General features: G+C 62.2%; 32 protein-coding genes. 16 read left to right on the forward strand and 16 right to left on the reverse strand.

Going from position 1 to position 26,784, the window contains the following annotated elements; all coding sequences use genetic code 11:
* Window positions 1–84: 84 nt before the first annotated feature.
* From J2T57_RS15260 to J2T57_RS15270, 3 genes are all read left to right on the forward strand, one after another.
* A complete protein-coding gene (locus J2T57_RS15260) occupies window positions 85–594 on the forward strand; it encodes an NUDIX domain-containing protein (RefSeq protein ID WP_253480286.1) in 510 nt (169 codons plus the stop codon).
* On the forward strand, window positions 575–1,705 hold the full coding sequence (locus J2T57_RS15265) for a phospholipase D-like domain-containing protein (RefSeq protein WP_253480289.1): 1,131 nt from the start codon (window positions 575–577) through the stop codon (window positions 1,703–1,705). The genes J2T57_RS15260 and J2T57_RS15265 overlap by 20 nt, the downstream gene beginning before the upstream one ends.
* Window positions 1,706–1,773: 68 nt before the next feature.
* Entirely contained in the window at window positions 1,774–3,561 is a 1,788-nt protein-coding gene (locus tag J2T57_RS15270; protein ID WP_253480293.1) for an ABC transporter transmembrane domain-containing protein, read from the forward strand.
* On the opposite strand, the gene hisI is transcribed toward J2T57_RS15270, so the two are convergent.
* Window positions 3,562–4,020 carry a phosphoribosyl-AMP cyclohydrolase gene (gene hisI / locus J2T57_RS15275; RefSeq protein ID WP_253480296.1) on the reverse strand — a complete coding sequence of 153 codons (459 nt, stop codon included), beginning with the start codon at window positions 4,018–4,020 and terminating at the stop codon, window positions 3,562–3,564.
* Window positions 4,021–4,115: 95 nt separating this feature from the next.
* Here hisI and J2T57_RS15280 point away from each other — a divergent pair, with 95 nt between their 5' ends.
* Together J2T57_RS15280 and J2T57_RS15285 are read left to right on the forward strand one after the other, a co-directional pair.
* Window positions 4,116–4,478, forward strand: coding sequence for a DUF6164 family protein (locus J2T57_RS15280; protein WP_253480299.1), 363 nt, complete (start codon window positions 4,116–4,118; stop codon window positions 4,476–4,478).
* A gap of 147 nt (window positions 4,479–4,625) precedes the next feature.
* The gene (locus J2T57_RS15285) at window positions 4,626–4,826 is read left to right on the forward strand and encodes a hypothetical protein (protein ID WP_253480302.1); all 201 of its coding nucleotides are present in this window, start codon (window positions 4,626–4,628) and stop codon (window positions 4,824–4,826) included.
* Window positions 4,827–4,904: 78 nt separating this feature from the next.
* Here the strand turns inward: J2T57_RS15285 and J2T57_RS15290 are convergent, their stop codons facing one another.
* Entirely contained in the window at window positions 4,905–5,108 is a 204-nt protein-coding gene (locus J2T57_RS15290; protein WP_253480306.1) for a cold-shock protein, read from the reverse strand.
* 243 nt (window positions 5,109–5,351) lie between these two features.
* On the reverse strand, window positions 5,352–7,166 hold the full coding sequence (locus tag J2T57_RS15295) for a transglycosylase SLT domain-containing protein (protein WP_253480309.1): 1,815 nt from the start codon (window positions 7,164–7,166) through the stop codon (window positions 5,352–5,354).
* 119 nt (window positions 7,167–7,285) lie between these two features.
* On the opposite strand from J2T57_RS15295, the gene J2T57_RS15300 reads away from it, so the two are divergent.
* Together J2T57_RS15300 and J2T57_RS15305 are read left to right on the forward strand one after the other, a co-directional pair.
* Window positions 7,286–8,005: an AzlC family ABC transporter permease gene (locus J2T57_RS15300; RefSeq protein ID WP_253480312.1), complete on the forward strand. Its 720-nt coding sequence runs from the start codon at window positions 7,286–7,288 to the stop codon at window positions 8,003–8,005.
* A 2-nt stretch (window positions 8,006–8,007) separates the two neighbouring features.
* Window positions 8,008–8,328 (forward strand): AzlD domain-containing protein, encoded by a 321-nt coding sequence (locus J2T57_RS15305; protein ID WP_253480587.1) that lies wholly within the window; start codon window positions 8,008–8,010, stop codon window positions 8,326–8,328.
* Between the two features lie 25 nt (window positions 8,329–8,353).
* On the opposite strand, the gene J2T57_RS15310 is transcribed toward J2T57_RS15305, so the two are convergent.
* The 6 genes from J2T57_RS15310 to J2T57_RS15335 all read right to left on the reverse strand — a co-directional run bounded on the left by J2T57_RS15310 (window position 8,354) and on the right by J2T57_RS15335 (window position 13,645).
* The gene (locus J2T57_RS15310; RefSeq protein ID WP_253480315.1) at window positions 8,354–8,635 is read right to left on the reverse strand and encodes a peptidylprolyl isomerase; all 282 of its coding nucleotides are present in this window, start codon (window positions 8,633–8,635) and stop codon (window positions 8,354–8,356) included.
* Window positions 8,636–8,748: 113 nt separating this feature from the next.
* The gene (gene folE, locus J2T57_RS15315) at window positions 8,749–9,366 is read right to left on the reverse strand and encodes a GTP cyclohydrolase I FolE (protein WP_253480318.1); all 618 of its coding nucleotides are present in this window, start codon (window positions 9,364–9,366) and stop codon (window positions 8,749–8,751) included.
* 95 nt (window positions 9,367–9,461) lie between these two features.
* Window positions 9,462–10,328 carry a 3-mercaptopyruvate sulfurtransferase gene (sseA, locus tag J2T57_RS15320; protein ID WP_253480321.1) on the reverse strand — a complete coding sequence of 289 codons (867 nt, stop codon included), beginning with the start codon at window positions 10,326–10,328 and terminating at the stop codon, window positions 9,462–9,464.
* Between the two features lie 36 nt (window positions 10,329–10,364).
* Window positions 10,365–12,308, reverse strand: coding sequence for a sensor domain-containing diguanylate cyclase (locus tag J2T57_RS15325; RefSeq protein WP_253480337.1), 1,944 nt, complete (start codon window positions 12,306–12,308; stop codon window positions 10,365–10,367).
* A gap of 207 nt (window positions 12,309–12,515) precedes the next feature.
* Window positions 12,516–13,388, reverse strand: coding sequence for an EamA family transporter (locus J2T57_RS15330; protein ID WP_253480340.1), 873 nt, complete (start codon window positions 13,386–13,388; stop codon window positions 12,516–12,518).
* Window positions 13,389–13,438: 50 nt separating this feature from the next.
* Window positions 13,439–13,645 (reverse strand): SlyX family protein, encoded by a 207-nt coding sequence (locus tag J2T57_RS15335; protein WP_253480343.1) that lies wholly within the window; start codon window positions 13,643–13,645, stop codon window positions 13,439–13,441.
* A gap of 95 nt (window positions 13,646–13,740) precedes the next feature.
* Here J2T57_RS15335 and J2T57_RS15340 point away from each other — a divergent pair, with 95 nt between their 5' ends.
* Window positions 13,741–14,052, forward strand: coding sequence for a hypothetical protein (locus J2T57_RS15340; protein WP_253480345.1), 312 nt, complete (start codon window positions 13,741–13,743; stop codon window positions 14,050–14,052).
* Window positions 14,053–14,056: 4 nt separating this feature from the next.
* Here the strand turns inward: J2T57_RS15340 and nudC are convergent, their stop codons facing one another.
* Together nudC and J2T57_RS15350 are read right to left on the reverse strand one after the other, a co-directional pair.
* Window positions 14,057–14,896 carry an NAD(+) diphosphatase gene (gene nudC, locus J2T57_RS15345; protein WP_253480347.1) on the reverse strand — a complete coding sequence of 280 codons (840 nt, stop codon included), beginning with the start codon at window positions 14,894–14,896 and terminating at the stop codon, window positions 14,057–14,059.
* 28 nt (window positions 14,897–14,924) lie between these two features.
* Entirely contained in the window at window positions 14,925–15,701 is a 777-nt protein-coding gene (locus J2T57_RS15350; protein ID WP_253480349.1) for a sulfite exporter TauE/SafE family protein, read from the reverse strand.
* Between the two features lie 273 nt (window positions 15,702–15,974).
* Between J2T57_RS15350 and J2T57_RS15355 the strand changes: the two genes are divergently transcribed.
* From J2T57_RS15355 to J2T57_RS15370, 4 genes are all read left to right on the forward strand, one after another.
* Entirely contained in the window at window positions 15,975–16,511 is a 537-nt protein-coding gene (locus J2T57_RS15355; RefSeq protein ID WP_253480351.1) for a permease, read from the forward strand.
* Window positions 16,511–16,996 (forward strand): hypothetical protein, encoded by a 486-nt coding sequence (locus J2T57_RS15360; protein ID WP_253480353.1) that lies wholly within the window; start codon window positions 16,511–16,513, stop codon window positions 16,994–16,996. The genes J2T57_RS15355 and J2T57_RS15360 overlap by 1 nt, the downstream gene beginning before the upstream one ends.
* Before the next feature lie 125 nt (window positions 16,997–17,121).
* Window positions 17,122–18,333: an ABC transporter substrate-binding protein gene (locus tag J2T57_RS15365; protein WP_253480355.1), complete on the forward strand. Its 1,212-nt coding sequence runs from the start codon at window positions 17,122–17,124 to the stop codon at window positions 18,331–18,333.
* Between the two features lie 24 nt (window positions 18,334–18,357).
* On the forward strand, window positions 18,358–19,506 hold the full coding sequence (locus J2T57_RS15370; RefSeq protein ID WP_253480357.1) for a TRAP transporter substrate-binding protein: 1,149 nt from the start codon (window positions 18,358–18,360) through the stop codon (window positions 19,504–19,506).
* Between the two features lie 17 nt (window positions 19,507–19,523).
* On the opposite strand, the gene J2T57_RS15375 is transcribed toward J2T57_RS15370, so the two are convergent.
* Window positions 19,524–20,267, reverse strand: a complete 744-nt coding sequence (locus tag J2T57_RS15375) for a DUF3581 family protein (RefSeq protein WP_253480359.1) — start codon at window positions 20,265–20,267, stop codon at window positions 19,524–19,526.
* A gap of 265 nt (window positions 20,268–20,532) precedes the next feature.
* Between J2T57_RS15375 and J2T57_RS15380 the strand changes: the two genes are divergently transcribed.
* Entirely contained in the window at window positions 20,533–21,678 is a 1,146-nt protein-coding gene (locus J2T57_RS15380; RefSeq protein WP_253480590.1) for a PQQ-dependent sugar dehydrogenase, read from the forward strand.
* Window positions 21,679–21,696: 18 nt separating this feature from the next.
* A complete protein-coding gene (locus J2T57_RS15385; protein ID WP_253480361.1) occupies window positions 21,697–22,572 on the forward strand; it encodes an urea carboxylase-associated family protein in 876 nt (291 codons plus the stop codon).
* On the opposite strand, the gene J2T57_RS15390 is transcribed toward J2T57_RS15385, so the two are convergent.
* Window positions 22,557–23,375: a universal stress protein gene (locus J2T57_RS15390; protein WP_253480363.1), complete on the reverse strand. Its 819-nt coding sequence runs from the start codon at window positions 23,373–23,375 to the stop codon at window positions 22,557–22,559. The two genes, J2T57_RS15385 and J2T57_RS15390, sit on opposite strands and share 16 nt — an antisense overlap.
* A 119-nt stretch (window positions 23,376–23,494) precedes the next feature.
* Between J2T57_RS15390 and J2T57_RS15395 the strand changes: the two genes are divergently transcribed.
* Window positions 23,495–23,866, forward strand: coding sequence for a DUF2784 domain-containing protein (locus J2T57_RS15395; RefSeq protein ID WP_253480593.1), 372 nt, complete (start codon window positions 23,495–23,497; stop codon window positions 23,864–23,866).
* Here J2T57_RS15395 and J2T57_RS15400 read toward each other — a convergent pair.
* Complete coding sequence (locus J2T57_RS15400; protein WP_253480365.1) at window positions 23,850–24,320, reverse strand: universal stress protein; 471 nt, start codon at window positions 24,318–24,320, stop codon at window positions 23,850–23,852. The genes J2T57_RS15395 and J2T57_RS15400 overlap by 17 nt on opposite strands.
* A 98-nt stretch (window positions 24,321–24,418) precedes the next feature.
* Window positions 24,419–25,312 (reverse strand): DMT family transporter, encoded by an 894-nt coding sequence (locus J2T57_RS15405; protein ID WP_253480367.1) that lies wholly within the window; start codon window positions 25,310–25,312, stop codon window positions 24,419–24,421.
* 259 nt (window positions 25,313–25,571) lie between these two features.
* Between J2T57_RS15405 and J2T57_RS15410 the strand changes: the two genes are divergently transcribed.
* Window positions 25,572–25,922 carry a DUF4124 domain-containing protein gene (locus J2T57_RS15410; protein WP_253480369.1) on the forward strand — a complete coding sequence of 117 codons (351 nt, stop codon included), beginning with the start codon at window positions 25,572–25,574 and terminating at the stop codon, window positions 25,920–25,922.
* 48 nt (window positions 25,923–25,970) lie between these two features.
* On the opposite strand, the gene J2T57_RS15415 is transcribed toward J2T57_RS15410, so the two are convergent.
* Window positions 25,971–26,738 carry a PEP-CTERM/exosortase system-associated acyltransferase gene (locus tag J2T57_RS15415; RefSeq protein ID WP_253480371.1) on the reverse strand — a complete coding sequence of 256 codons (768 nt, stop codon included), beginning with the start codon at window positions 26,736–26,738 and terminating at the stop codon, window positions 25,971–25,973.
* Between the last annotated feature and the right edge of the window lie 46 nt (window positions 26,739–26,784).

The raw sequence follows: 26,784 nt of genomic DNA on the forward strand, positions 1-26,784 counted from the left end.
CTGTTTTTCCGGGACAGTGACACGACGGTTTGGCTCGTCCAAACTAGGCGGCAATCGTGATCCAGTTCGACCAACCGGAGTTGCATGAACATTCCGCCGCAGGAAGGGCTCTTCGTTGACCACCATGGACGGCTGCATCGCCCCCCGAGCGAAGAGCCGCCACGCCAGCGTCGTGGCATCCATGTCGCACTGCTGCACGAAGACCACCTGTTGCTAGTTCAACCGCCGGAGGCGGACTGGCTGGAAATGCCCGGCGGCGGCCTGGAGGAAGGCGAATCTCCGGCAGAAGCACTGTCCCGGGAGTTGTCGGAGGAAGCCGGTGTGCGACTTCCCGCCTCCGTACTTCGGCCGTCTGCAGAGCTTCGGCTGACCAGTCGCTACTATTCCAGCAACAACCAGGCCTATTGGCTGTATGACCAGATCTTCTATCTGATCAGACTCGCGGATCCACCACCGGTGGGGACGCCCCTGGAAGCAGGTCATGTGCGGCTCTGGACCCCTCTGGAAAAGCTCTCGGGGGTGACACTGCACCACGTTCATCGGCTTGGCCTGGAAGGCCTGCTGGAACAGACCTGTGCCAGCCGCCGGAGCTGACGACGGGGCAACCCCGAACTCACCACGCTCGGAATTGCGTTATCGCCTTTTTGACGAAGGCGACTCCCTCTATACCGATATGCTCGCCGCCATCGCCGATGCCCGGGAACGCGTCTGGATGGAAAGCTATATTTTCTCCGCCGACCGGATCGGACGCCGGTTTGCCGCCGCCCTGGCCCGCGCCGCGCGGCGCGGTCTCGACGTCCGCCTGCACATTGACGCCGCAGGAAGCCTGTTCCTTGCTCCAGCGCGCTTCCTGGATATCCTCCGGCGGGCGGGTGTACAGGTTCGCGAGTTCCATCGCTGGTCCTGGCGGGACCCGTGGCGCTATAACCGGCGAAACCACTGCAAATTGCTGCTGATCGATCAGCAAACCGTCTTCCTCGGTGGCTTCAACATCCACGAGGAAAACAGTCTGCATTATCACGGTGCGGCGCGTTGGCGGGACACACACATTCGCCTGGATGACCGGCAGATGGCCGATCAGGCGGGTGAACTCTTCGATGTCTTCTGGACACGGCGCGTGCATCGCTCGCTGCGCAAGGACCTGCCACCAGATCTGTTCTGCGGCGACTCCCTGGTGACGAACCGGATACCCCGGCACCGGCATGCACTGCGTCGGCTGTTCCGAGAGGGGATCCGCACGGCGGAGGCACGAGTCTGTCTCACGACGCCCTACTTCAGCCCTGACCGACGCACCCGGCGACATCTCTATGAAGCCGCCAGCCGGGGCGTGCAGGTGGACCTGCTGTTACCCGCTGTCAGCGATCGCAGACTGTTGCAGATGACGGCACGGCACATCTACGAACGCTTTCTGAAGCGAGGCATTCGGGTGCATGAGTACCGGCCGCGGGTACTCCATGCCAAAACCATGGTGGTGGATCGACGACTGGCGACCATCGGCACGGCCAACCTCGACTACCGCAGCCTGTTCCACAACTACGAGATCAACTTCGTCACGGACAACCCGGCCATCTGCAACGCCCTGGAGGACCTGTTCGAAGCCGACCTGGTGGCGGCCCGACAAGTAACGCTGGAGTCCCTCGGCAAGCGCAGCCTGCTGGACCGCATCGGTGGCTACCTGGGCTGGCGCATTCGCTACTGGCTCTAGCTCCACCCGCACCTCGGCGCAACCTCTATGGCATACTCGAACACTGTCTTTGGCCAGCCCCAGGCGTGATGAGCAAACAAGCGCGAACCAGTACCCTGCTTCGCCTGCTGCACTATGTGCTGCCCTATCGCGGTCGCCTGTTGCTGGCCGGGGCGGCACTGGTAATCGCGGCGGCCGGTGTACTGGTGCTTGGGCAAGGTCTGCGGCTGGTCATTGATCGTGGATTTGCTGACGGCAATCCGGCCTTGCTCGATCAGGCACTGCTGGGCGTTCTCGTGGTGGTCAGCATCCTGGCCATGGCTTCGGCCCTGCGCTACTACATGGTCACATGGATCGGCGAGCGGCTGGCCGCCGATCTGCGAGTGCATGTATTCCATCATCTGCTCACCCTCGAGCCGGATTTCTTTGAGCGTAACGGCGCCGGCGAGATTCAGTCGCGCCTGACCGCAGACACCACCGCGCTGCAAAGCCTGTTCGGCTCCTCTGTCTCGGTGGCCATCCGTAACGCTCTGATGTTCTTCGGAGCGTTGATTCTCATGTTCGTGACCAGCCCCTACCTCGCAACCCTGGTGGTGGTGGGTATTCCCCTCACCATCCTGCCGATTTTCTGGTTCGGCCGGCGTGTGCGGCGGCTGTCCCGGGCAAGTCAGGACCGGGTCGCCGACATCGGCAGCTACGCAGGCGAGGCCTTGCACGGCATCCGCACCGTACAGGCTTTCAGTCACGAGGAGCACGACCGGCATCGTTACCAGGCCCGGGTTGAGGAGGCTTTTGCGACGGCCATCGCACGGACCCGCCAGCGTGCCTGGCTGACCGGCATCGCATTGCTGATCATCTTTGTCGCGGTGGGCCTGATTCTCTGGCAGGGCGGACATGATGTTCTGGCGGGCCGCATGTCCGTCGGCGAACTCTCGGCCTTCGTGTTCTACGCCGTGCTCGCCGCAGGCGCCGTCGCCGCCATGGCCGAGGTGGCCGGTGAGGTGTTGCGCGCGTCTGGTGCCGCCGAACGACTGCTGGAACTGCTGGATGCCCAACCCGCCATCGCGGCGCCGTCCCAGGCCACAGCGCTGCCCGAGCCGGTGCGCGGTGAAGTCTGTTTCTCGGACGTGGTTTTCGCGTATCCAAGCCGCCCGGACCAGCCCGCACTGCGCGACTTCAATCTGCGCCTGAAGCCCGGAGAGCGTGTCGCCCTGGTCGGCCCATCCGGCGGCGGCAAGAGTACCGTGCTCCAACTCCTGCTGCGGTTTCACGATCCCCGCAGCGGTCGCATCACGTTCGACGGCGTGGACCTGCGCGATCTCGATCCGCTGGCCTTGCGCAGCCATGTGGGACTTGTGGCCCAGGAGCCAGTGCTTTTCACCGGCACGGCGGCGGAGAATATCCGCTACGGTCGGCCCACCGCGTCGGACGAGGAAGTGATCGAGGCTGCCCGGGACGCCTACGCGCTTGACTTCATCCAGCGCCTGCCCAGGGGCATGGACACCCCCCTGGGGCCGGGTGGCGTGCAGTTATCCGGTGGCCAGCGCCAGAGGATCGCAATCGCCCGGGCGATTCTGCGTAATCCAAGCCTGCTATTGCTCGACGAGGCCACCAGTGCGCTGGATACGGAAAGCGAACACATGGTGCAACAGGCACTGGATCGCCTCATGGCCGGGCGCACCAGTCTGGTCATCGCCCACAGGCTATCGACGGTAACCAGCGCCGACCGCATTCTGGTGCTGGACAGCGGACAACTGGTTGCAGAAGGCACCCACGAGGCGCTGCTGCGCGACAGCCTCCTGTATCGCAGGCTGGCCAACAGGCAATTCGAGTCCGCGGGCCAGGAAATCCGGCATGCGGAACCGGCCATGCAGTAATCAGCGGGAGCGCGAGGGGTACAATGCGGCAGGGTCGATCAGTGGCTCCCGGTCCACCCGGACCTGATCACCTGCTACCAGATTGTAGAAACAACTCCGCCGGCCGGTATGGCAGGCGGGGCCTTGCTGGTCCACCCGCAGCAGCAGGGTGTCGCCGTCACAATCAAGCCGCATCTCAAGCAGATGCTGGATTTGCCCCGATGTTTCGCCCTTGCGCCACAGCGCCTGCCGGGAGCGGGACCAGTAACAGACACGGCCTGTCCGACAGGTTTCTTCGATGGCCTCGCGGTTCATCCACGCCAGCATCAGTACCTCGCCGCTGTCGTGCTGCTGCGCGATGGCAGGGACCAGCCCTTCCGCGTTGTAGGGAAGCGCATCAAGCGCCAGGGACAATGGCACGCTCTCCCCAAGGGCGGCGCTTTCCAGCTGCTTGAAGAGGGTCTGGTCGCGATTTGACATGGTGTGGAAGAATACCATAGGGCCGGCCAGGGATTCGCGGCCGGCGCAGGTCCCGCGTTATGATTACGGTATTCCCTCAGCCATATGATTGACCCATGGCCAAGCTGTTGATGCATTTGCGCGGAGTATCCGATGAAGAGGCCGACGAGGTGCGCGAGCTACTCAGTCGGCATCAGATCGACTATTACGAGACGCCACCCAATCACTGGGGGCTGACCATGGGCGCCATCTGGCTGCGCGACGAAGACCAGAAAGACGAAGCAAGCCAGTTGCTCGACACCTATCAGCAAGAACGCCAGCAGCGGGTGCGGGAAGAGTATGCGGCGCGGCGCGAGGCCGGCGAGATCGATACGGTATTGACGCGGATCCTGCGGGAGCCCGTTCGCTTCCTCGTCTACCTGGGCATTATCGGGACGATCCTCTACTTCCTCATTACTCCCTTCTTCCGTCTGGGCTGACTCTGGCAGGGGCTTCACCCGATTCGTGCCTGGCAGCCATAACTGTTTGTCTTGCCAGATATAGTTCAATTCTCAAGCGCGTCGTACAATCCGGCGCTCGCAAAATTGACGTGATATCCCTTTCCCCCTGATTCAGGAGTCAAGACCATGATCATGGCAACGTTCGGTATTCTTCTGGCTCTGATCGGCGGCGCACTGATACTGATGGATCGCAAGAGCGATTCATCGCGACTGGCGGAAGCCCGGTGGCAACTGCGCCGGCTTGGTTACCGCCTGGAGAAAGGCTCGCAGCAGGAGCTCCGCGCCCTGCGAGTGCTACTCGAAGGTGGCAGGCTGGAAAAAGTCTGAACCCCGTGGCACTCGGGAAGCGCTGATCAGACAAAAAAAACCCGCCGAATGGCGGGTTTTTCGTCAGTCGCGCAGATTTTACAGCGCGGTGACGTTGGCAGCGGCCATGCCCTTGGGCGTGGACTGCGTTTCGAACTCAACCTGCTGACCTTCGGCAAGGCTCTTGAAGCCGCCGCCGTTGATCGCGGAGTGATGCACGAAAACGTCCTTGGCACCATCGGAAGGCGTAATAAAGCCGAAGCCCTTGGCATCGTCGAACCACTTCACAGTTCCGGTCATCATGATCGGTATTCCTCTCGTCAATTCTCCAGCGACAATAACGCCGCTGACGTGTCTATGGATAAGTGTTGCATGTGCGGCTGAAGAACGAACGGGAGTAGGGCCGATTGGGAACTGCATTGAAGCGCTTGCCTCGCGATTCCCGGAAGGACAACTGCCGGAAGTATTCAGGATCTTCACACTGCGCTTGTCACGATACGCGGGTTGTCAGGGAAACACCAGCATAATCGTCTACCCCTGCCCTGTTCAGCCACCAACGGGATAGCAGGACCCCACATCCGGCCAGCGGTCACGCCGCATGGTCTGATAGTGATGCCAGAACTCCCGGTCGATAGCGCGGAGGCTGGCGCGAGTGTCGTCCCGCCGATAGCGCCCCAGGTGGCTGGGGCCGCCATTGTATGCGGCGTAGGTTGCCTGCACGAGATTGTCGAGCCCGCCGGGCTGACGGTGCTCGCCACGCCGTAGCGCATAATCGACAAAGTAGTATTCAAGGATGTCGATTCCAGCGTTAAGGTTGTAGCGGACATCATCAGCCAGCCGATCCAGATCGTAAACGCCCCGCCAGACCCGCGCATGGATCTGCATCATCCCCAGCGCGCCAACGGATGAGGTCAGCACCCGAGGTGCGCTGCTCGGCCCGGTATACTGCCGCCAGCATGACTCCTTCCACGCCGTGGCGCGGATCATCGGATCCATCATGTAGCGGAACACTGGGGGAATGCGTGTCTCGCCTCCCGTGCGGCGAGGAATCTCCTGGTCCATCAGCGCTGAAACCAGACCAAGATAATGATCCAGGTTGGCCAGTCTGGGCACCATGCCCCGCAACTCCACCGCCGGTGAGCGCGCCGAGTCGGCGGCCGCTGGCCGAATCAGCCAGTCCAGCGGCGATGCCCGGGAGACAGCCTCCTCCAGCTGCCAGGTAGCGCGGGCCTCGGGGAACAGCAGACGCAGTCGCGGGTCGACCTCAAGGGGCAGCGGCGTGAACCGGTCAGGCGCGTCGTCGGCCAGCAGCAGCCGCGCCAGGCGGCGTAACCCATCCCGGGTGATCTCCAGTCCGTACGCAGGCCCCAGTGCGTCCAGCGCCTGAATGGCGTCGCCGCCGGCAATGAACCCAGCAAGCCGCAAGCCCCCTGCTTCCGGCGGCAAATCCAGGCTGTCCAGCAAGCGAAGATGGGGCCGCAGTCGGTCCCAACTGTCGACGAAAAGCCGTCGCACGGGATCCGGACCCGGTTCTTCTTCCACGAGCGCACGGGCGATGGACCAACGCGCGTCCAGCAGCGTCTCGGCCAGATCCTGCCGCAGCGCCGTATCGCCGGTGCGCTCTGCCAGGTTGATGACGACGGTGGTCAGAAAGCCATCCAGTTCGTCTTCAACGCGGCGCCAATCTTCCAGTTCATCGTCGGATAGCGGTCGTTCGGCCCGGGTATCGGGCTGTGTCTCACCAGGGTCCACCGCCAGGGTCGCCCGCATGCCTTCCGGCACGACTTCAACCGCGGAAAGCACGGTTGCTTGCCTGGATACGCTGGTGCGCTGGTCAGGAGCCAACGACACGAGCAACTCATCGATGGCCGACAGCGGCTCCCGCAGGTCAGCCTCAAAGGCACGAATGCGCGGCAGAATCAGGCTTTCCGCGAGCGTCCTGGTCAGCGCGGTGAGCACACCATCTTCACTATCGGCGGACAGCAGCGACGCAGACTCGGGCCGCAGCAGAACCACGAGCCCTGTCTCATCGACGACGGGCATGAGTTCCACGTGCAAGCGCCCCTGCCAGCGGCCTGGCCCCAGACAGGAACCCATGACTTCGGTGGCCAGATCTGCTGCCACGTCAATGCGCATGGCGAGACGGCCTGCATCGGCCGGTCGCAGTTCCAGGGCTGAGCCCTCAAAGCGGCCGCATGGGTCGGGGCGAATGGTCACCTGACCATCGGCATCCATTCCCAGGGCCTCGGCTGCCTGGCGCTCCAGGTAGGGCCAGTCGAGTGTAAGCGGAACGGGAACCGGCGCCGCAGATAGCGGCCCGCCCAGAAGGCACAGGGCAACAATCCAGATTGTTCGTGTCAACGCTTCCAGCTCCAGAGGTCACTCCACTCGGCGATCATGCCACGGCCCGAGGCACTTGTTCGACTGATATACTGCCCGGCCCTTATGTAAGCCCAGTCAACAGCCAACGGAGGTCGGTCTTGACCACTCCCGGTCGCAATCGGCGCCGCGCCACCATGGCCGGTTTCCGCGCTATCGGCCCGATGCTGCCCGGTGTGGTGCCATTTGGCATGACGGCGGGCATCGCAGCCCTTGAGGCGGGTCTCGGACCGGCCGTGGGTATTGGCCTGTCCATTATCGTCTTTGCCGGTGCCGCACAGCTGGTCATTGCACAACTGATCGGCGACGGAGCACTGCCCATCATCGTGGTGCTCACTGCCCTGGTGATCAATCTGCGCATGGTGATGTACAGCGCCTCCCTGGCGCCCTACTTCGGCAACCTGTCCATGGCCTGGAAGACCACGATCGCCTATCTGCTGACAGATCAGGCCTACGCCGTCAGCATCACGCGCTTCATGGCTGGGCTCGATCGCAAGCTGCGACCCTGGTACTACCTGGGGGTGGCTGCGCCGATCTGGACGGTCTGGCTCACTGCCACGGTGTTGGGCGTCTGGGTCGGCGCAGCTATTCCGGAAGCCTGGCAAATCGGCTTTGCGCTGCCGCTGGTGTTCCTGGTGTTGCTTGTGCCTGTGGTGCGTAGCCGTCCAAGCGTGATCGCCGCGGCGGTGGGGGGCTCAGTCGCCGTCATCGCCTATAGCGCGCCCTACCACCTCGGACTGACGTTGGGCGCCATCGCGGGGGTGGTAAGCGGAGTCATGGCCGAGAGCCTGCTATCGCCGACGGAGGAGTCCCGAGAGTGAGCATGCCGCTCGTGTGGACGCTGGTGGTAGTGATCGGTGTGGTGACCTTCGCGCTGAGACTGTCCGGAATCCTGGTGCTCGGCAGCCGTGAGATGCCACCGCTGCTGGAGCGGGCCCTGCGCTATGTCCCTGCAGCTGTCCTCGCTGCCATTGTGGTGCCAGCCATTATCCACGGTGGGCCCGATCAGGGATTCCACGCTGGCAACAGCCGACTGTTCGCGGGATTGCTGGCCGCCGTGGTTGCCTGGACCACGCGCAGCGTACTGGCCACCCTGGGCGTGGGGATGGGTAGCCTCTGGTTGCTGGACTGGCTGATCGACTGACGCCATCAGCCAGCCCGTTCGATCGTTAGTCGTCGCGCCGCGTCACTTCCAGCAGGTGGTAGCCGAACTGGGTCTTGACCGGGCCCTGCACCGTGTTCAATGGCGCCGTGAAAACGACTTCGTCGAATTCGCGAACCATTTGACCACGACCGAAGCTGCCCAGATCTCCACCGCTACGACCGGAAGGACAACTGGAATGCTGTTTGGCGAGTTCGGCGAACTCGGCGCCTCCCTCGATCTGTTGCTTGAGTTCGAGACACTGCGCCTCGGATTCCACCAGGATGTGGCGCGCTGATGCCGTGGTCATAGCTGATCCCCTTGGACATATTCAGGAATGCGCGGCCTGAGAAGGCCGCGCGCGATGCCAAGGCTACATGAAAACCTGCTACAGGGGACACCCCGGAGGCGAAACGGCAAGCTTCAGCCGTTGCCCGTCAGCTTGAGGAACTGGTTGCAGAGATGCTGATCGTCGCGAAATTCGCCCAGGAATCGGGTGGTGACCGTATCAGCATCGATCTTGCGGATGCCACGAGTGGTCATGCACTGATGCGAGGCTTCAACAAGCACCGCTACCCCGCGCGGCTTGAGCACGCTTTCCAGGCAGTTCGCAATTTGCGCAGTGAGCTTTTCCTGAATCTGCAGGCGTCGGGCATAGATATCAGCAACGCGCGCCAGCTTGCTGATGCCCACCACACGATCGCGGGGCAGGTATGCAATATGAATTCGGCCGACGATTGGCACAATGTGATGCTCACAATGGGAATCGAGGCGGATGTCCCGGACGAGCACCATTTCATCGTAACCATCGGTTTCTTCGAAGCTCTTGCTTAGAATCGCGATGGGATCCTCGTCATAGCCGGCGAAGAACTCTTCGTAGGCCTTGACGACACGCTTGGGCGTCTCGATCAACCCCTCACGAGCCGGGTTGTCACCAGCCCAGGCGATGAGCGTGCGAACAGCCGCTTCGGCCTCCTCGCGACTCGGTCGGACGTCCGTGGACAGGCCGCGACGGGCGGCGGGAGAAAGGTTTGCACTCATGAAAAGCTCCTGAAGGGGATGGCAATCGAGGGTATGACAACAAACATGTACAAAAGTTATAACACAATGTTACAAAAAGCACAGTGGGGTAGAACTCAGGAGAGCGAGGCGGGCCCGGTGGCAATCGGCAGTGCGGAATCAGCGTCACCCCATTCGGCCCAGGAACCGTCGTAGAGTTCCAGTTTGCGCGCACCGAGAGTCGTGGCTGCGAGATACAGCACTGCTGCCGTGACCCCAGAGCCACAACTGGTGACAAGCGGCTGCTCGAGATCAATGCCGCGCTCAGCGAAAGCACGCCGCAGGGCCGGTTCCGGCAACAACTCACCAGTCGCGGGATCGAGCAGATCGGAAAACGGCAGATTGACGCTACCCGGAATATGACCACTGCGCAGTCCGGGCCGCGGTTCGGATACGGTGCCCTCAAAGCGCGCTGCGGCACGGGCATCGGCTACCTGGACGGTTCCCTGACCCAGGCCCTCGCTGATCCGTTGCCGGTCTGCCACCATCCCCGTCTCTAGCCGTGCAGAGTAGCGCTGGGGTGAAGGCTCTACCGCTCCTGAATCCAGTGGCCATCCTTCTCGCCGCCACTTCGGAAGGCCCCCATCCAGCACGGCCACTTTGACATGTCCAAAAGCCCGGAACATCCACCACACCCTTGCAGCGGAGAAAAGGCCCTTCGCATCGTAGACCACGACCTGCGAATCATTGCCGATACCCAAGGCTCCCACGGCCTGGGCAAAGGCCTGTTCCGAGGGCAGCATGTGAGGCAGCGGATTCGCCGTATCCGATATGGCGTCAATGTCAAAGTACACGGCGCCAGGTATGTGGCTCTGCAGATAGTTCTCGCGGCCATTCCCCGCTTCACCGGGCAGATACCAGGTGGCGTCAACGGGAATCACGGCCGGGTCGTCAAGGCGTTGCACCAGCCATTCGGTAGAGACAATCAGAGTCGGATCATTCATGGCATCAAGATTCCCGTAAGGTCATGACTCACGACACTAGACCGGCTCTGGCTCGCCGATCTCGACCCGGTTGCGCCCGAGCGCCTTGGCACGATAGGCACCGTAGTCGGCTTTCGCGATCAGACTGGCTGCGGTCAGGCGTGGCCCGCCGCCGCTGGCGTAGCCGACACTGACAGAGATAACCTCGGAAACAGCCCCGGGTGCCTGCCGGATCCCTTCCGCCTCCACGGAATGGCGCACCCTTTCGGCAATCCATCTCGCGGAAGCGGTGTCTGTCTCCGGCAGTATGAGCGCGAACTCCTCACCGCCGTATCGGCAGACCAGGTCCGCCGGCCGATTCACGCATTCCTCGAGCACCTTGGAAATCCGTTGCAAGGCCTCATCGCCCGCCAGATGACCAAAGGCATCGTTGTAGTGCTTGAAGTCGTCCACATCCACCATCAGCAGTGCCAGGCTGGCGTGGGTGCGGTGGGACCTGCGCACCTCGCGTTCCAGGGTGCCATCGAACAGGCGCCGGTTGGCGAGCCCGGTGAGCGGATCGCGCAGCGCCTGCACCTTGAGACTGGTCAGTTCTCGTGTGCGCGCGGAAACATCATGGAACACAGCCACCACGCCGTCGCTGGGACGATTACGCCGCAGCGGCGTGACGGTCATCGACACGGTGATGATGTCGCCGCTGCGGGTTCTGAAACCCTCATTCTCACTTCTGTAGATACCCTTGATACGGGTGGCCTGGCGAATCGGGCTGGATTCGGGGCTAATCGGCTTGCCATCGCTTAACTGGTGGAACATACGATACGAGTTCGCCCCGAGAAGCTCGGCTCGGGTGTAGCCGAGAATATCGCAGGCAGCCTGATTGACATAACGGATGCGACCGTCGTCCCCGGCCACGAACACGCCCTCACCCACACTTTCGGTAACCGCTGCCAGCTTGTCCTGCAGCAGGATGGCACCGCGACGGGAATGCCAAAGGAACAGCGCCACCGTACCCAGCCCGGCCGCCAGCAGCCAGACCAGTGTGCCCATCCAGAGGTACTGATTGCGCAAAGCGGTCAATGCCGTGGCATCGGACTCCGCAACGGCATACCCGATCTGCTCGCCGCTGATGTCGTGGATCGGCAGCATGGCGATGGCAACCTCTGCTCCACGCCAGTCTTCGACAACCGCACTGGCGGGCGCACCCGTCGGAATCGCCGCGGCCAGAGCCTGGCGCAGCCGACTCGACTGCTCGATCCAGTGTGCCAGTCGCGAACCAGTGCTATTCAATTGCACCGGCTCATAGATCTGTTCATGCAGGGCGGTGGGCCGGTAGATGACGCCGAGACCGTTACTGTTGTCTGTGGGCACCGCTGACTCCAGCAGCACGAGATGGTAGAGCAAGGCACCACCGCCGACACCACGCAGGAACGCCATCAGGTCACCGACGGCCAACTCGGCCTCAACGGCGCCAACCAGCTCGCCGGAATCCCAGATGGGCAGGATTCGACGATAGGCGGGACCTCGGAGCCCCATCTCGAAGCCCTGGGCTCCATGGCGGCCTTCCAGCGCCTGCAAGAGGCCCGGGCGGTACTCGGCAGAAGGTGGCGTTTCGGACCCCGGTATGCTGAAACGGATCAATGACCGTGCGTCGGGGGTGAGCACATGCAATTCCGCACGGCAGCATGTGCGCAGACTGCGGTGGGTATCCATGCCCGCAGCAATCAGGGCAGATCGATCCCAGTCCCCGTCGAAGCCATCTGGAGATCGGGCGATATCCGCCAGCAGCTGGCGAAAATTGTCACGCCCCAGCAAATCGCTGAATGCCTGGTTGGTCACGGTGCGGAAAATGGCCTCGGTGCTGCGCAGCGCCGCATCGACCTGCAGAAGCTCTGCATCGAGATGGGATTGGGTATCGCGTTCGTAGGCAAAGCGAAAGGGGACGAACAGGACGACGCCCGCAATCAGCCAGATCAACAGTAGCCGTATGCCAAGCCTGTTCATGCTGCCCTCGCCCGGCAGGCCGTCTTCCCTGATGTCATGCCCCGCATACAACCCCCTTTCGCGCCCGGGGCGTCCACGCCCCTTTCACGACCACCTCCGGTTAAAGCAATGAGGCGGTGGTCTGACCCTGTGTGCGGGCCTTTTTTGATCGCGGTAATGATCATGCCACAGTCCTGGCAGCACGTCCCGGACTGTGACGGAGCGCGTTCAGATAGCGCGCGACAGCACAGCATGACGGGAGAATCGCGCATTGACCCAAAGGGAGGCAAGGATCACGAAGCCCCCCAGCGACAGCCGCAACAGATCGACATCCCGATTCCAGATTAGCAGGTTGACCAGCAGCCCGGCGGGTACCAGCGCATTGTTCATCACTGCCAGCGTTCCTGCATCGACCAGACAGGCTCCGCGGTTCCAGAGGAACAGGCCAACACCTGAAGCCGCCAAGCCCAGCCACGCGATCACCGTCCACTGCAGCGACGTCTCTGGCAACATGGTCGCGTCACCGAATAGCAGGAAGGCCGGCAAGGCAATCACCAACGCCCCCAGGTAGAAGTAGCCGAAGAATCGATACGTGGGAACCTCCGTCGGGTGACGCAGTAGCAGATGCTTGTAACCGACCTGTCCGGCAGCAAAGGCAAAATTTGCCAACTGCAACAGCAGGAAACCGATAATGTAGCCTTCGGTGATACCGTCATAGCGGATGATCCCCGCGCCCAGAACCGCCATACTCGCCGCCAGCAAGGCCACCGGCGAGAAGCGCCGGTAGAGACCATCATCGATCAGTGCCACAAAGAGCGGCGTCGTGATGGTGAATAGCAGCACCTCGGGGACGGTGAGGTAAGCGAAGGACCGGTACAGACACAGGTAGGTCACGCCAAACTGCAACGCGCCGATGAGCGTCATTCCGAGGATCAGGGGCATCGAGACACCGCGTATCCGCAGGAACGGCAGGAACAGCAGGCCAGCGAGCACGATGCGGCTCAGCACCGCAAAGTCGCTGTCGACGCGACCGGACAGATACTCGCCAATCAGGCTGAAGGAGAATGCCCACAGGCACGTCACGAAGACCAGGTACGCCATGTTGTCTTTTCCTTGGGGCAGTGGCGATAACGGGATCGGTTAGGAGCCGGTCAGTAGTGTGGCGGCAGCTCGGAGCCCTCGTCAGAACCCTCGGAGCGCTCCCCGAGCTTGCGCAGGCGGTCCGCCATCTGGGCGCAGAGGCTCTCCAGCAGGTCCACACGTTGCTGCTGGCGATACAGGGCATCACTCAACTCGGCAACGGCATGCTCCTGGTAGGCCAGCTTCTCCTCAAGGATGGTAATTCGCTCTTCACTCATGGCGTTTCCGTCTCCACGCTCGTCAGTGGTCGGTGATCTGACATATACTTTTCAGGCATTTCGGTTGCCGATAGCGTCCGGCATGACAGGAGGTCATGATGCCCTTGTTCCGAGTCGTCATTCGCGGTGAGAACTATCTTGTCAACCTCACCGGCGAACCGCAGTTGCTGGGCTTTCACGTCACCCATTATGTGAAATCCGAGGACGAAGGCACGGCCGGGACCATCGCCCGGATTCGTACCCGCCAGGATCGCCATCTGCACGAATCCCTCCTGAACCCGCCGGAAAACCCATCACGGCTCGAGTGCGCGAGCGTCAAGAAGGTCTGGTGGCGACGTGGCCGGGAAAACGGTCGCTATCAGTTCTGGGAAATGTCCCCCGGTGCACACGACTCCTCACGGGAGTAGCCACTCAGCGCTTAGCGAGTTGCCGTGCAACCGCTCTTATCAGGTGGCCGGCAATACTCAGCTCACCCGGTATCGCCGGCAGCTTTGCGGGCGAAAACCAGGCCGCATCAACGATTTCATCGTCATCGACACGAATCTCACCGTCCGCATAGTCAGCAACGTAGGCCACCATCAGGGAATGCGGGAATGGCCAGGATTGAGAAGCAAAGTAGCGCAGGTTGCATACCTGGATACCAACTTCTTCTTGCACTTCCCGATGGACGCAGGCTTCCAGGCTCTCACCCGGTTCAACGAACCCGGCCAGTGCGCTGTACATCCCCTCGGGGAACCGCGGTGACCGTGCAAGTAGCAGCTCGGAACCTCTTGTGACCAACGCCATCATCGCCGGCGTGAGTCGTGGGTACTGGGCGGTATTGCAACGTTGGCAGATCCGGGCACGCTGTTCGGCGTGGCGTTGCGTGGGCTCGCCGCATGCGCCGCAGTAACGATGACTGCGATCCCACTGCAGGATCTGGAAGGCCCGCCCGGCCAACAGGAAAAGGTCATGGTCCACCCGACCATAAAGCCCCCGCAGCCCGACGCATTCCAAAGCGCCCGATGGCTGCAGATCGGGGACGGCCTCCGCAGCAAAACAGGGCATGCCGCCAAGGGTGCCGAGAAAATGTGACTCGTAACCCGGCATCTGCGTGCCGGGCGGCGGCCGTCGCAGCACGGACACACCATGCGACCCCTGCTCCACAAGCAACCGCGTACCGGAGAAAAGGAACCAGAGCCCTTCACCATGTCGGCCCGCCGCCACACCCGGCCTGAAATCGCCATTAAAGTCGAATGGGTTGTCGATCATCGTGTCATTGTCCCATGGCGGCCACGGCTCAGGCAGCCGCCGAGAGATCACGCAAGCCGACGTAGATCAGCCGTCCCGCCAGCAGCAGCAGAACCACTGTCAGCAGCCTGTGAAACAGGCGATCATGCATGCGCTCGAGCACAAGGCCACCGATCCACGTACCCAGGACACCGAACAGTATCATGGCCACCATGAGGCCGGCATAGGGGCCGAATGCGAACCCCACAGCGCCGAACACAACGATCTTCAGGCCATGCTGGACCACCATGCAGGCGGCGAAAGTACTGACATGGTCCCGTCTATCGAGACCCATGGCCCGAATAAGCGCTGCCACCATGGGTCCGGTGGCGCCCACAAAAAGTGTGAGTGCGCTGGTAACCGCTCCACCAAGGCCGACCTTGTAGCGCGACCCCTGGGATACCCGCGGCATGGGGCCAAGACAGGCCCACACGATGAATACGCCGAGAATGAGTTCCATCCATCCCGGTCGGAGTTCCACCAGAACCTGCGCACCCAGGGCAACCCCGAGCACGCTACCCACGGTGAAGGCTGCCAGCACCGGCCAGCGGATCCGTTGCCAGGCAAGCGCCATGCGGCCGGCATTGGAGCCCAGTTGAATCACGCCATGTACGGGAATGACAACGGCCGCGGGCATGAACAGCGTCATGATAGCCATCAACAGAACACCGCCACCGATACCCAGGGAGGTGGTGACGAAAGCGGTCAGCGCGCTGGCCAGGACCAGGACCAACACAACCCAGCCAGGCAGCCCCGGCGGCATGACCAGTTCCAGCAAGTCGAACACCCGACCTCCGTCAAAGAGACGCCCACCCCGGGGACGCGCGCAGCGCACGCCAGCCGGTCAGCTGACGCAGGAAGTCAGCGATACGCTGGCAAGCGTGCCATTGCAGGTGGGGCGACAGCGCAGGAGTGTACCGTGCTTGCGCGAGGGATCAATTACCGACCGACGTCGGAACAGAGTGTGCTCCAGTGATGGGTCTCGCCGGCGCGACCGCCCATCGTGCGATAGTCATATGCCGCATGGCACGACTCGACCCGGCCGTCGTATCATGCACCGATGAAGCAGTCACCTGCCCCCGTCCCTCTCGTCGATGGCATCACGCTCTTTTTCATGGCCCTGGCCGTTGCTTCTGGCCTGCTGCTCTGGTTTTTGCATGGTGGCGACCACCTGGCCGAAGCCGCACGCGGGGCATTGGTGCTCATGCTTGCCATCGGCCCCATCGTGCTGATGGCAGTGCTGATGGGTGCCTACGTGCAGGCGCTGGTCCCTCCGTCCATCGCCCGCCGGTGGATCGGCCAGGACAGTGGCCTGCGCGGACTGCTGTTGGCGACACTGGCCGGAGCCGTCACGCCCGGCGGCCCGTTTGCGGCCTTCCCGCTGGTGGTGGGCCTGTATCGTGCCGGGGCAAGCCTTGCGGTCTGCGTGACCTACGTCACCGCCTGGGGCGCCATCGGCCTGCAGCGGGTCCTGGTGTGGGAAATCGCGTTCTTCGGTATCGAGTTCACGCTGATACGCGTCCTGGTTTCACTGCCCTTGCCCATCATCGCCGGACTGATTACGGCGAGCCTATTACCCACCCTGCGTGACGATTGATGCTTATCGCCTATCTTTCCGTCGTGTCCATGCTGGCTGCGGTCGCGTTGATTGCCCACCGCACAAGCGAAGTCAGCCATCGGGACATTGCACTGCGTGGCCTGTCACAGCTAAGGCCGCTGTTGATCCGGCTGCCCGCCGCACTACTCGCCGGCAGCTTTCTGGCCGCCCTGATCCCTGAAGGCTGGCTGCTGCTTCTGCTTGGCGATGCCTCGGGGGTGGCTGGTGTGCTTCTCGCGTCATTGCTGGGAGCGGTACTCCCCGGTGGTCCGCTGGTGGCCTTCCCCCTGGCACTGGTGCTATTCAGTGCCGGCGTCGGCACGCCGCAGATGGTCGCATTGATCACGGCCTGGTCCGTGCTGGCCTTTCACCGCGTACTTGCCTTCGAGATTCCGCTCATGGGATGGGGCTTTGCCTGGAGACGGCTGGCAGCCAGCGCCATTCTCGCGCCCATCGCGGGTCTGCTCGTTCTGATTCTGCAGTAAATCACCGGAAGTGTGACTCACTCCCCAGACAACCCCCGGCGGAGTCCTTTTACTGGCTGATCGGGTCTGGCTCCACGTCCGGGCGCGGAATAGACAGCAGAATTGACGAACAGGGAGGGGGTTGCATGTTCAGGAGGGTGGGAATAGCTGTCGGGTTGGGACTGTGCGCGATACTCGCCACACCCGGCACGACGCTGGCTTTCAGCAATAACGAGATTCACATTGCGGTGGTGACGGATATCGGCGGCTCCTTTTCCGACGTTGCCGGCACCGGTGCAACAGTCGCGGCGGATCTTGCCATTGAAGACGTGGGCGGACGCATCGGGCGCACCCCGATCCACTTATCCACTGTCGACCACCGAAATGACCCGACGATCGCAGCCGAGGCCGTCCGCACGCTGCATGCGCAGCGACCGATCTCGGTCATCGCGGAACTCGGCGGAACGGATGTCTCGCTGCCTCTGCAAACTCTGGCCGACGAACTCGGAATAGCAGCGCTGCACAGCGGCAGCCTGACTTCAGCGCTCACGGGAGAGGCCTGCTCCCCCAACGCAGTCCACTGGGGTTACGACACCTACTCCCTTGGATCGGTCATATCCAGCCAGATTTTCAGCAATAGCTGGCATTTGTGGACCATTCTCACCCCGGAAGGAGATGTAGGAGACGGTTTTCGGGATGACCTTACCCGCCGTATTCACGCCTCCGGCGGCTTCGTCACCGACGTGGTGCGCTACCCTTTCGGCGCGCTGGATCTCACGGAGGCCCTCATCGCCGCGGAGAACGGTGAAGGCGAAGCCATTGCCGTAGCAACCGCCGGCGAAGACCTCACCAATATGCTACGCCAGATGTACGAGCGGGGGTTGAACCGCTCCGACAAGGGTGTGGCAATCATCAATATGTCAGTCCACGACGTGCAGGCGCTTGGCTTGTATGTGACCACAGGTCTGGAATTCACTGTCCCGTTCTACTGGGACCACGACGACCAGACACGGGCCTTTGCGCAGCGATTCTGGAATCGTGCTGGCACCTTTCCCAGCGCCGTCCATGCAGCCGTCTACTCCTCCGTGCGAAGTTATCTGCAGGCAGCAGATGCCGTGCGCACCGACAACCCCGAGCGCGTGATCGGACGCATGCGGGAGACACCGGTCAACGACTTCTTCGGTCGTGGTGGGGAGATTCGCCCTGACGGGCGTCTGATGCACCCCAAGTATCGCGTCCGCGTGAAAACCGCGCGCGAATCGCAAGGCATTGGTGACTACCTCGATGTCATCGAGGAGATCCCCGCCGACGCAGCTTTCCCCCCATTGTCCCAGAGCGCCTGCCCCCTGCTTGGGTAGGCCCCGCGATCAAGGATTCGGATCATGAAGAGAAGACAATTCGTAAAGAAGATTGGTACCGGTGCGGCGCTGGCTGGTGGCGCCGCCGTGAGCCTTCCGCTGCTGAGCGGCTGCAACGACACCCAGTCCCAGGCTCCGGAGCCCGCAGCGACCACAACCACGCAGACGCAGCCCACTCGCCGCACCATAGAATGGCGCATGGTCACCACCTGGCCGAAGGGCTTTCCCGGCCTGGGCACCGGGGCCGAGCATCTGGCCCGTCTGGTGGAGGAACTCACCGACGGGCAGATCCGTGTGCGGGTGTTTGGGGCCGGCGAAATCGCCGCCCCATTCGATATCCTCGACACAGTGTCCGAGGGCACTGCGGAAATGGGCCACGGCGCCGCCTATTACTGGCAGGACCAGTTGGAAGGCGCTTCGTTCTTCGGCGCTGTTCCGTTCGGTTTCAACGGCCAGGAGATGAACGCCTGGCTGTATTACGGCGGCGGCATGGAACTCTGGCAGGAACTGTATGCCCAGAGAGGACTTGTACCGACTGCCGGGGGCAATACCGGGGTACAACTGGGCGGCTGGTTCACTCGCCGCATCGACTCCATTGCCGATATCGACGGGTTGCGGATGCGCTTGCCGGGCTTTGCCCAGGAAGTCATGCGACGCCATGGTGGTATCCCCACCAACCTGCCGGGCGGTGAACTGTTCAGTGCCCTGCGCAGTGGCGAACTCGACGCCACCGAGTGGGTGGGCCCTTACAACGACGTCAATTTTGGCCTGCACAAGGCCGCACCATACATGTACTACCCCGGCTGGCAGGAGCCCGGCACCTGCATCGAGTGCTTCGTCAATGCAGAGGCTCTGAACAGCCTCTCAAGCCATCTGCGCCGTGCCGTTCTCTATGCCTGCCGCCTGGCAAACTACGACATGCTCGCCGAGTTCACGGCGCTCAATGCCGACGCCTTGCAGCAGATTCGACGTGAACCGGATGTGGAGGTCCTGGCCTTCCCCGATGACGTGATGCGGGCCTTCAAGCAAACAAGTACGGAGATCATTGCCGAGCAGGCCGACAAGGGAGAGCTGACACGTCGAATTCACAGGTCGTTCACCGAGTTTTTCGACAAGGTCTCCGATTGGCACGCCATCTCCGAGGCGGCCATGTTCGATGCCCGTCGATTGTAACCGACGGCCTCACCCGGTTAGCGAGTGCGCCTGTAGGCCTCGATTCGTTGCGTGAAATCGGCAATGAAGGCTTGCAGGCGCTCCTCGTCATAAGGCTGTAAACCGCTGATGGTGAGAGTCTTGCTGCCCGCACCCAGTGGCTGACCGGCAGCGCTGACGCTGAAATCCAGCCGCGCGCTGCCGCGGCGGCCTCGCACATCCAGTTCGGCATGCGCGAATTCAAGGTCCAGATGGTCGGCATCGGACAGGTCCAGTTCAAAGCCCATGCTGTCATAGATGACCATGGGGCGATCGGGATTGAACATCACCCCATGCTCAGCCATCAACGGCTTCAGGTAATGCGGGAAGTTACGGCCTGAAAAGGCAACATAGCGCCGCACAAACCCTTCCACGATGGCGGGATCATTCACCGGTGTGCCCTGACGCTCAACCCGCATATAGACCTTGCCATTACCATCCTTGACCTCGATCACCGAGTCCGGCGCCTCCGGAAGAATGAGCGGCTGGTTTTCGCCAACCATGCCGGTGAAGGTGAATTGCATGCCAGGCGAAAGCCCGTAGCGCGACAGCACGATGGCAAACAACAGATCTCCCGGCACACAGAAGCGCTTGGCGCCCTCGTCGTGGATGGGGTTCCAGTCGCCAGCTACATCTTTTGCAAAGCGGCTCGCCTGCGCTGGCGATATCAGCACTTCACCATCAACCAGTCGAAAGAATTCCTGCGGAAACTGTCCCATGGTCTTGGGGTCCTTGTATGACACGACGTCGTCACCGGGACGACGTCGGATTGGGAACTTTCTGCGGTCGGCCCTTCCTAACCCTGACGTATCGCCGGCCCTGGACTGGTTCAATGTATCCCCGGGGCATGGTAGGTCAGGCGCTCGTAGGCCAGACTACCCGAATTGACGAAGCGGTCGTACCGAAAGCTGCGCCGCCCGCCGGCTCGGCAGCTGCATGGCTGAATTCCCAGGTGGTGGCCAAGGCTCCTGGTGGAACGACCCGAACCCGAAGGAGGCATTCCCCATGATGAAACCAAGTCGATCCCTGCTGCTGGCAGCGGCTCTGTTGCCAGCAATCGGCCTGTCTACCACAGCATCGGCGGAAACTGTCGAAGCCGATATCGGCAGCGAATATGAGAGCTTCAACCTGGTTCGTGTAGCTGACGGCATCAGCCACGGCTGGGCTGTCGGCTTTCTACCGGATGGTCGTGTACTCGTCACCGAGCGCGCAGGGGCGTTGTACTTGATTGAAAACGGAAATAAAACCGAGCTGGATGGGCTGCCTTCCATCGCAGTACAGGGTCAGGGCGGATTACTGGATGTGGTGCCGCATCCCGACTATGACGACAACGGCTGGATCTACTTCACCTACTCCAAGGGCGACTCGGACTCCACCGTTCCAGCCCTCGCTCGTGCCCGAATTGACGGCGACAGCCTGGTAGACATGGAAGAACTGTTCGAATCCAACACGCCCACCAGCCCGGGACGACACTACGGCTCCCGCATTGTATTCCTGGAAGACGGAACGCTGCTCATGACCATCGGCGATCGTGGTGCAGAGCCACCCAGGGCGCAGGACCCGATGGATCACTCCGGCAGCATCGTACGACTCACTACCGATGGCGACGTGCCGGACAACAATCCGTTCGTCGATAGTGAAGAACATGCGCCGGAAATCTTCAGCTACGGCCACCGCAACATCCAGGGCATGATTGTGCATCCCGATAGCCTGCAGGTCTGGGTGACCGAACACGGCCCGCGCGGCGGCGATGAACTGAATCTCATCGAAGCCGGCGGCAACTATGGCTGGCCCACGGTAACGCTCGGCCGCGATTATCGCACCGAAGACGACTTCCCCGATGCCGAGGCAAGGCGCATGGATGGCATGGTGGACCCGGTGTTCGAGTTCCTGCCAACGCTGGCACCATCCGGCCTCGCTGTCGTCAATGGAGATGCTTTCCCTGCCTGGGAAGGCAATCTGCTGGCGGGCGGGCTGCGGGCGCAGCGCATCCTGCGCCTGACCATCGAAGACAATCATGTTGTTCACGCAGAAGAGCTGCTGCACGGCAAGGTTGGCCGGATACGCGACGTGCGCCAGGCACCCGACGGGCATATCTATGTCCTCAGCGATGAGTCCGATGGCGCACTGTATCGGATGGAACCTGCCGACTGACCCAGGGAGGGTAAGGCCATGGCTAACGGAGTTGAGGCAGCATATCGGGCCGGGCCGGGATCAGTCCTGGCCATGGATACGGATTTTTACCGCCGTGTCCAGGCAGAGACTGGACGCACTCTGGTAGACAGGATTGACGTTCCCATTCGCTCCGGCCGCGCCTGGAAGGTGCCGGCCGGGCACGTTTTCCGCATCATCGCGCCGGAAGGCCCCCAGGTGGGAGACCTCAACCTCTGGAACCTGCACAACCCGCGGGAACGTTTCTGGGCCTCACGCACACGGCAATTGCAGAGTGCCCATGTGAGTGTGCATGACCGCCTCTGGTCTACCCTGCCCTATTTGCGACCCATGGCCACGATTACGGCTGACAGCCTTGCCGATTACGGCGTGGACGAAGATGGTGGCCGCGTGCATGACCTGCTGGGCACCCGGTGCGACCCCTACGTCAACAACCTCCTGACCGGCGAGGATTTCGACTTTCACTGCCATTCCAACCTGGTGCGTGCCGTGCTGCCCCATGGCCTGGACGAGCGGGATGTTCACGACGTGCTGAACGTCTTCCAGTGCACGGGTCTCACCGTCGACGACAAGTACTTCATGAAAGCCTGTCCTGCGAAGGCTGGAGACTATCTCGAATTCTTTGCGGAGATGGATTTGCTTTGCGCATTGTCGGCCTGCCCGGGGGGCGACCTCTCCGTGCCACTCTGGGGGCCAGACGCGGAGGACCCCCTTCGCGTCTGTCGACCCCTGGCGGTAGAGGTATATAGTCTCGCCGACGGATTATTGCGGGACTGGCCGTCGTTCACCGGCTCAAGCTACGCCGGGCAGCATGGCCTTGCTCAGCCTGAAACTGACTGGACGGAAATTCGCCGGCAACGCTATCCCGACGCCTGACCGGGTACCAGCAGGATCGCAGTCGGGGCGTGACGACAGATCCGCTCTGCCGTGCGACCCATGAGCAGGCTGGTAACCGGGTTGCGACCTCGCTTGCCCAGGACGATGACGTCACTGCTTTGCTGCATCGCGATCCGCTGTATTTCCCGCGCCGGATCGCCCTCGCTTACCTGATGGCGCAGGGGCGGATGCCGCGCACTCAGTTCCTGTAGGTGGGTATGCAAGTCTGACGGTTCGGTGACGGATTCTCCCGGCAACCACTGCTTCGGCTTGACCCAGACCGCCACACCGTTCCCAAAAGCCTTGATCAGTTCCCCGGCTATCGATTCCGCAGCCTGCGCGGCCTCAGACCCGTCCGTCGCCAACAACACCCCGCCGCCGCCGGTGGTCACCTGCTCTGCTGAGAGCGGCTCCAGCCAGACGGCCCTGGCCGCGTTCCTGGCGAGATCCAGAACCGCATTGCCCATGACCAGTTCACGGATGGGGCCATGAGCCCTGGCTCCGGCAACGAGATAGCCAGCACCCGCTTCTTCCATGGCGCTATCCAGCTGCAATGCCAACTCCCCGACCAGCAGTCGCGACTCCACCTCGAAGCCCAGAGCGCGAACTTCCTCTTCGGCGGCATGAAGCTTTTGCTGCTGCTCGTGCCGGTGGGCCCGCTCCGCCGCCACGGGAAATCCGGGGCTCACCACATGCACCAGTGTCAAACGACGCGTCCCAAGGCGCTGCAAGCGCAGAAGCCGGGTCTTGAGCACGGCCCAGTCCTCGGCCAGATCCACTGCCACCACTCCGTGCTCGAACATCGCCGTCGCCTCCTCCGATCAGTCACCACGCAGTATGCGCTTTATGGCCGCTGGCCCCAAAGCGCGGCAGGTTGCAGTCCACTGTGTGAATCACGAAACTGGAGAGATGAGTGGAGAAGATGCAAACCATGTTCACGCCGGGTTTCTGGGCTGACAGCATCAAGTGGTTCCACGGGCTGTTCGTCCTTTTCGCCATGTTCGGTGGCATCCTGCTGGTGTGGTTCCCGGCACTGATCCTGCTGCATGCGCCCGCCGTCATCTGGGCGGGCGGCATCAATCTGGTGGGTTGGACATGCCCGCTCACACCGCTCGAGAACCGGTTTCGACAGGCCGCGGGCGAAGCCGGCTATCGCGGTGGCTTCATTCAGCACTACCTGGAAAAGGCAGGCCTGTCCGGCATGGACAGACGTACCCTGGAGACACGCGTCGGATGGACCATTCTGGGATGGAATGGCGTCCTCTACATAGTGATATTCAGCGCACTACGGTAACGGGGCAGGACGCCTCGTGCACAAGCCGCTGACTCACACTGCCCAGCAGTAGCTCGCTGAATCGCGACAGCCCACGGCGCCCAACGACGATCAGAGGATGATCGCACTGACCGGCATGCTCGAGGATGGCCCGCGCCGGCGTACCGGCTAGCAGGACCTCCTCGGCACTTGCCCCGCAATCCGCAATCACCCGCCGTGCATGGCCGAATACCTTGCCCGCGGTCTCGTCGCGCAAGGCTGCAAACGCATCCTCAGAAAGATACTTGAGTTGTTCCGCCGTGGGCACCTCGGCGGGTGTCCCGAACATTTCGATGGCATCCCTGGGGAACGCAAACAGCAGGCGTACCGGCGCACCAACGGCCGCAGCAACGGCGCAGGCATGCCGCACAGCGTGTTCCGCGCCCTCTGAACCGTCTACCGGCACCAACACCACTCCAATCTTGTCCGCTGACATCGCCATGACTCCTGCCTGATAGTGACAAATCGCGCTTCGATGATCGGTCAGCCTAGGCCCACCGGCACGGCTACGCCTTGACGTGGATCAGCAGCCAGTCATATTACCGCACCCCCGGAGCCACCATCCGGCGGCGGTGGTCGCGCCCTTCTCGTACCGTCATGCAGGGTAATCAGCACACCGCCGAGTACGATGATGGCGATGCCAAACCAGGTCCATGCATCGGGAAAGTCGCTGAAGAACCAGTACCCCACGGCGGTGGCACTGAGTATTTCGACGTAACCCACGGGTGCCACGACCGGCGCCGCTGCCCGCTCGAATGACTTGATGATCAGGTAGTGTCCGCAGGCACCCAGCAATCCCATGAGGATCATCAACGCCCAGTCGCCAGCCCCCGGCGCCACCCAGATACCCGCCGGCATCAACAGGCTCATGGCCACCATCCCGACCACCGCAGTGTAGGCCAGCGTCAGGGACGGCGGACTGCTGCCGGAAAGCACCCGTGTGGTCAACAGATAGCAGCCATGAAAGACACCTGCGGAAAGCGCCAGCAACGACGCCCAGTGGAAAACGCCGAAGCCGGGGCGCACCACGATCAACGCGCCAACGAAACCGGCCACAACGGCAAGCCAGCGGACAGGCCCGATCCGCTCGCCCAGGGCCAGCGGCGATAGCAAGGTGCACACCATGGGCGAGATGAACAACAAGGCCAGGGCGTCCGCGATGGGCATGTAACGGATGGCCGCGAAGAAGCTCACCGTCGCGCCCAACAGGAAACCGCTGCGGATCAGTTGGACGCCGGGTCGCGTGGGCCACAGGTCCCGCAACTTCAAACCCAGTAGCCACAGCACCGGAAGCATCCACAGCAGATGAAAGGTAAAGCGCGCCCAAACCACCTGAAACACGGGAAAGTCTGTCACCAGGTGCTTGGCGACGCCGTCCATCAGCGGGAGCAGGCTGACGCCCCCAGCCATGAGCAACACGCCGGTCATGGGGCGATCGTCAGCGCGGAGTATGGGTAGGGATCGTCTGATGTTCTAACCCTTCCTGATTGTTGTCGCTTGGCCGTGGAACCACCACGACGTTGCGCGCCGCGCCTAACATCACGAAAAATCTGTGTGTAACGCGACGGTGTGAATACTTCAGCGCTTCCCTAAACCGGTCCACCGTGCACTCTTCACAGAGTCGATCACTGTTCGGCAATATACTCCGACGCAACAAGCCGCTGATAAGGCCGTTCAAGAGCAAGTCATGATTCGTCTGTCCACCCTGGTCATCGTGTTTCTGCTCGCGGCTCCCCTGGAGGCCACAACGGTATACCGCTGGACGGATGCCCAGGGCCGTGTCCATTTCAGTGATGAACGTCCACCTGCAGGGGTCGATTCCGAGCGCATCCGCATGCAAGGACGCGAAGTTCGTCGGCAGGCGGCACCCGGCAACTCCGATCGCGTCAGGCGGATCCGCTGTCGCGATTTTCAGGGAGCACTGGTCCAGTTGAAAGAGGTGGAAGACGTCGCGACCGACGACGCGCGATGGCTGGCCGCGAAGGATCTGGCCCGCGACAGGATTGAACACTGGTGTAACGGCGCCGAAAACCAGTAGCTGGCTTGCCGGCTGGCCTTACTCGCCTCTCCCTATGCCCCATGCAGATCAGGCACTGCGCTTGGCCCACTGATTGTCTTCTGCGCCGAGATCGGCCTGTATCCGCCCATACAGCTCCCGCAGCGGCTTCAGCATGGTCCGTTCGGCAACCCGCTGATCGATATAAAACGGCGCACGTTGACCGTGATACTCGATGACCTCACCAACCTGATCAAAAGCGAGTCCCGAGCGCGCCAGCAGGCGTGCCAGCCTGGGCTCCATCATGGCAAACACATGATGCCGCCCGGTGAGCCCCACCATGGCCGTCGCCGCCAGAAAGAGACCAACCGCCAACAGCGGAAACGCGCGGATTTCCTCCATCGAGAAAACCAGACCTTCCGGATCACCAAACGGTGTCTTTTCCTCACCTCGGCGGCGTCGGAAGGCGGACAGGACGGCGAGGCGGGAGATTTCGCAGATTTCATCGCGGGGCAGACGTTCCGGGTGAAATCGGGGATGCGCCAGATTGCCCCGGCAGGCTCGCTCGACGGGAAGGGCCAACGCGCCCTCAGTGAACGGATCATCCGGCGAAACCAACCTGACGCAGCCAGCGGGTATGCCGGTTTCCCGATGGCGCAGTAAGCAATGTTCCGCTGCCGGATCGTACGCGTCCGTCTCCCGTCCGCCAGGGCAATCCTCCTCGCGCTCGTAGCCGAATTCGCGGCAGTACACTTCATAGCGCAAACGAAAAACGCGTTCCCTCTGTTCAAGGGAACGCGCCGGTTGGAAAACGAAAAACGACGTCAAGGCTTCCGTTGCGGGCATGCTGTAGCTCATGTCTGCTCCATCCGGGGGCACGAAGCCACATCACGCCCACCCTTGT

The sequence above is a fragment of the Natronocella acetinitrilica genome (assembly GCF_024170285.1).
GTDB classification, from domain to species: domain Bacteria; phylum Pseudomonadota; class Gammaproteobacteria; order Nitrococcales; family Aquisalimonadaceae; genus Natronocella; species Natronocella acetinitrilica.

Excerpts from the sequence above, each read along its gene's own strand:
- folE (WP_253480318.1), bottom strand. The coding sequence starts at position 9,366 with ATGAGTGCAAACCTTTCTCCCGCCGCCCGTCGCGGCCTGTCCACGGAC.
- J2T57_RS15400 (WP_253480365.1), bottom strand. The coding sequence starts at position 24,320 with ATGTCAGCGGACAAGATTGGAGTGGTGTTGGTGCCGGTAGACGGTTCA.
- J2T57_RS15410 (WP_253480369.1), top strand. The coding sequence starts at position 25,572 with ATGATTCGTCTGTCCACCCTGGTCATCGTGTTTCTGCTCGCGGCTCCC.
- J2T57_RS15280 (WP_253480299.1), top strand. The coding sequence starts at position 4,116 with ATGGCCAAGCTGTTGATGCATTTGCGCGGAGTATCCGATGAAGAGGCC.
- J2T57_RS15325 (WP_253480337.1), bottom strand. The coding sequence starts at position 12,308 with ATGAACAGGCTTGGCATACGGCTACTGTTGATCTGGCTGATTGCGGGC.
- J2T57_RS15360 (WP_253480353.1), top strand. The coding sequence starts at position 16,511 with ATGCTTATCGCCTATCTTTCCGTCGTGTCCATGCTGGCTGCGGTCGCG.
- J2T57_RS15390 (WP_253480363.1), bottom strand. The coding sequence starts at position 23,375 with ATGTTCGAGCACGGAGTGGTGGCAGTGGATCTGGCCGAGGACTGGGCC.
- J2T57_RS15285 (WP_253480302.1), top strand. The coding sequence starts at position 4,626 with ATGATCATGGCAACGTTCGGTATTCTTCTGGCTCTGATCGGCGGCGCA.
- J2T57_RS15395 (WP_253480593.1), top strand. The coding sequence starts at position 23,495 with ATGCAAACCATGTTCACGCCGGGTTTCTGGGCTGACAGCATCAAGTGG.
- J2T57_RS15340 (WP_253480345.1), top strand. The coding sequence starts at position 13,741 with ATGATGCCCTTGTTCCGAGTCGTCATTCGCGGTGAGAACTATCTTGTC.
- J2T57_RS15310 (WP_253480315.1), bottom strand. The coding sequence starts at position 8,635 with ATGACCACGGCATCAGCGCGCCACATCCTGGTGGAATCCGAGGCGCAG.
- sseA (WP_253480321.1), bottom strand. The coding sequence starts at position 10,328 with ATGAATGATCCGACTCTGATTGTCTCTACCGAATGGCTGGTGCAACGC.
- J2T57_RS15365 (WP_253480355.1), top strand. The coding sequence starts at position 17,122 with ATGTTCAGGAGGGTGGGAATAGCTGTCGGGTTGGGACTGTGCGCGATA.
- J2T57_RS15370 (WP_253480357.1), top strand. The coding sequence starts at position 18,358 with ATGAAGAGAAGACAATTCGTAAAGAAGATTGGTACCGGTGCGGCGCTG.
- J2T57_RS15385 (WP_253480361.1), top strand. The coding sequence starts at position 21,697 with ATGGCTAACGGAGTTGAGGCAGCATATCGGGCCGGGCCGGGATCAGTC.
- J2T57_RS15335 (WP_253480343.1), bottom strand. The coding sequence starts at position 13,645 with ATGAGTGAAGAGCGAATTACCATCCTTGAGGAGAAGCTGGCCTACCAG.
- nudC (WP_253480347.1), bottom strand. The coding sequence starts at position 14,896 with ATGATCGACAACCCATTCGACTTTAATGGCGATTTCAGGCCGGGTGTG.
- J2T57_RS15355 (WP_253480351.1), top strand. The coding sequence starts at position 15,975 with ATGAAGCAGTCACCTGCCCCCGTCCCTCTCGTCGATGGCATCACGCTC.
- J2T57_RS15415 (WP_253480371.1), bottom strand. The coding sequence starts at position 26,738 with ATGAGCTACAGCATGCCCGCAACGGAAGCCTTGACGTCGTTTTTCGTT.
- J2T57_RS15290 (WP_253480306.1), bottom strand. The coding sequence starts at position 5,108 with ATGATGACCGGAACTGTGAAGTGGTTCGACGATGCCAAGGGCTTCGGC.
- J2T57_RS15380 (WP_253480590.1), top strand. The coding sequence starts at position 20,533 with ATGAAACCAAGTCGATCCCTGCTGCTGGCAGCGGCTCTGTTGCCAGCA.
- J2T57_RS15260 (WP_253480286.1), top strand. The coding sequence starts at position 85 with ATGAACATTCCGCCGCAGGAAGGGCTCTTCGTTGACCACCATGGACGG.
- hisI (WP_253480296.1), bottom strand. The coding sequence starts at position 4,020 with ATGTCAAATCGCGACCAGACCCTCTTCAAGCAGCTGGAAAGCGCCGCC.
- J2T57_RS15270 (WP_253480293.1), top strand. The coding sequence starts at position 1,774 with ATGAGCAAACAAGCGCGAACCAGTACCCTGCTTCGCCTGCTGCACTAT.
- J2T57_RS15305 (WP_253480587.1), top strand. The coding sequence starts at position 8,008 with ATGCCGCTCGTGTGGACGCTGGTGGTAGTGATCGGTGTGGTGACCTTC.
- J2T57_RS15405 (WP_253480367.1), bottom strand. The coding sequence starts at position 25,312 with ATGACCGGCGTGTTGCTCATGGCTGGGGGCGTCAGCCTGCTCCCGCTG.
- J2T57_RS15330 (WP_253480340.1), bottom strand. The coding sequence starts at position 13,388 with ATGGCGTACCTGGTCTTCGTGACGTGCCTGTGGGCATTCTCCTTCAGC.